At 77.4% G+C, this 2,490-nt stretch carries 1 protein-coding gene; it reads right to left on the bottom strand.

The window, feature by feature from the left end; all coding sequences use genetic code 11:
* Positions 1 to 2,320: PAS domain-containing protein (locus L7D48_RS28030; RefSeq protein ID WP_237883782.1), on the bottom strand; the 2,320-nt coding region annotated here is incomplete at its 3' end.
* Positions 2,321 to 2,490 lie beyond the last annotated feature (170 nt).

The following is a 2,490-nucleotide window of genomic DNA, read 5'->3' as shown; positions in this document are numbered from 1 at the left end:
GTCCGGGCCCGGGGGCCTGCGGCTCGGCAGCGGCGGGAGCCGGCTGCGGCGTCTCCTCGGGCGGCGGTACGCGGCGGCGCCGACCGGTCGGCCGGTCCTCCTGGACGGCGCCGGCCCCGGGCTGCTGGGCGGGTAGGTGCTGTACGGGCTGAGGCTGCCCGGACTGCGGCTGTACGGGCTGCAACTGCGGCTGCGCGGGAAGTTGTCCGGGCTGCGCGGCCGGGTTCGGAGCCGCCGGGCCCGGAGCCGGGGTCGGGCCGGGCGGCAGCGCGAACGCCGCGCGGCCCGGCGCCTGCGCGGGGGCGGCCGGGGCCGGGGCCTCGGGCCCGGCGGCGGCCCGGCGGGCACGCCGACCGGTGCTCTGCTGGGGGAACTGGGCCGGCGCGGACGCGTCCGGGCCGTTCGCGGAGGACCGCTGTGCGGACGGCAGCGCGTGCTCACCGCTGTCCCCGGCGCCCCCGGTGTCCTCCGCGCGCTCGCCGCCCTGGGCCAGCGCGCGCCGCGCCCGGCGCCGCCCGCCGCCGGGAGGAACCGCCCCGGCGCCGCTGCCGTCGTCCGGCGCCGCGGCCTCCGTCCGGCCCTGCGAGCCGGGCGGCAGGGCGATGGCCCCGCCGCCGGCGGCCTCCGCCGCGTGTGCCGCACCCGCCGCGTGCGCCGCGGGCGTGCCGCGCACCGGCTGCGACGGCACGGGCATCACCGTCGTCTCGCCCCCGCCCCGGGCGGCCTGCGCCTCCTGCGTGTCCAGGGAGCCCTGGGTCTCCTCCGCCCCCTGCTCCCCCCGCGCCTCCGGGGCGCCCTGCTCCTGGGCGCCCCGCTTCCGCCGGGCCGCCGCCCTCTCCGGATCGGGGGAGCCGACCGGCACCTCCAGCACGTAGGCGCTGCCGCCTCCGGCGCCGGGCACCTGGTGGGTCTGGAGCACACCGCCGTGCCGCCGCACGATCCCGCGCACCAGCGGCTCGTGCACCGGGCTGCCGCCGCCGTACGGGCCGCGCACCTCGATGCGCACCACGTCCCCGCGCTGCGCCGCCGCGACCACGATCGTCGAGTCGCCGGAGGCGGGGCCCTGCGCGTTGCCGGTCGCGTCCACGCCGGCCACGTCCGCGACCAGATGGGCCAGCGCCTGCGCCAGCCGCACCGGGTCCACCTCCACATCGACCGGCGGGGCGTGCACCGCGAACTGCGCGCGCCCGGGCCCGATCAGCTCGATCGCGCCCTCCACGCCGGCCGACACCACCTCGTCCAGCGACACCGTCTCGCGCGCGAGCCGCTCGGCGCCCGCGTCCAGCCGCTGGTAGCCCAGCACGTTGTCCACGAGCGCGGTCATACGCGCGTAGCCGGCGGCCAGGTAGTGCAGTGTCTGGTTCGCCTCCGGCCACAGCTGCCCGGCCGGGTCGGCCGCCAGTCCGCCCAGTTCGCCGCGGAGCTGCTCCAGCGGCCCGCGCAGTCCGCTCTCCAGCACGGCCAGGAGCTGCTCGTGGCGTGCGGCGAGGGCGTCGTAGGCGGTGCGGTCGGTGAAGGCGAGCACCGCGCCGACGAGCTGGTCGCCGTCGCGCACCGGCGCGGTCGTCATGTCGACCGGCACCGCGCGCCCGTCCTTGGTCCACAGCACCTGCCCGCGCACCCGGTGCTTGCGCCCGGAACGCAGGCTGTCGGCGAGCGGCGTCTCCTCCCACGGGAGCTGGCTGCCGTCGGGGCGCGAGTGGTGGACGAGCGGGTGGAGCTTCTGCCCGCCCAGCTCGCCGGCCCGGTAGCCGAGGATCTGGGCTGCGGCCGGATTGACCAGGACGACCCGGCCCTCGGTGTCCACACCCACCACGCCCTCGGCCGCGGCGCGCAGGATCATCTCGGTCTGGCGCTGTTGCCGGGCCAGCTCGGCCTCGGTGTCCACGGTGCCGGTGAGGTCGCGGACGACGAGCATGAGCAGTTCGTCACCGGTGTAGCTGTTGCCGTGGTCGGCGAAGGCGGCCTCGAAGGACGACTCGTAGGGGGTGCGTCCGTCCTCCAGGTTGGCGCTGGTCACCTCGACCATGAACTGCGTTCCGTCGGTGCGCCGTGCCACCATCCGCGTCGGCTTGGTGCGGGCCTGGGGGGCGTCGCCGGGGCGGCGCATCGAACCGGGGATCAGCTTGGAGTCGAAGTCGGGGAGCAGGTCGAGCAGTCCGCGCCCGACCAGGGCGGTGCCCGGCGACTCGAAGACCTCCAGGGCGATGCTGTTGGCGTTGACGACCGTGCCGTTGCAGTTCACGAGGAGCAACGCGTCCGGCAGTGCGTCGAGTATGGCTGCGAGGCGAGCAGCGCCTCGGGATGGCCTGCTGCTCACGACGACGCATCCTCCCTGCTGACCAGCTGGTGCACCGTGGCAGCGCCGGGACCGGGCCGGAACCGGATCGGTGCGCCGCTCTCCCGCGCGTGCCACTTGAGGGGAAGTCTACGGCCAGCGGTGGCGGAAGCGACGGCGGATGCGTGGGGAGGGTGGGGAGAACGCGGGCC

Origin of the sequence: Streptomyces sp. ICN903, assembly GCF_022015835.1 — a bacterium.
Classification (GTDB): domain Bacteria; phylum Actinomycetota; class Actinomycetes; order Streptomycetales; family Streptomycetaceae; genus Streptomyces; species Streptomyces fenghuangensis.
The sequence above is the reverse complement of the archived record's forward strand: the minus strand, read 5'-3'. Positions and strand labels throughout refer to the sequence as shown.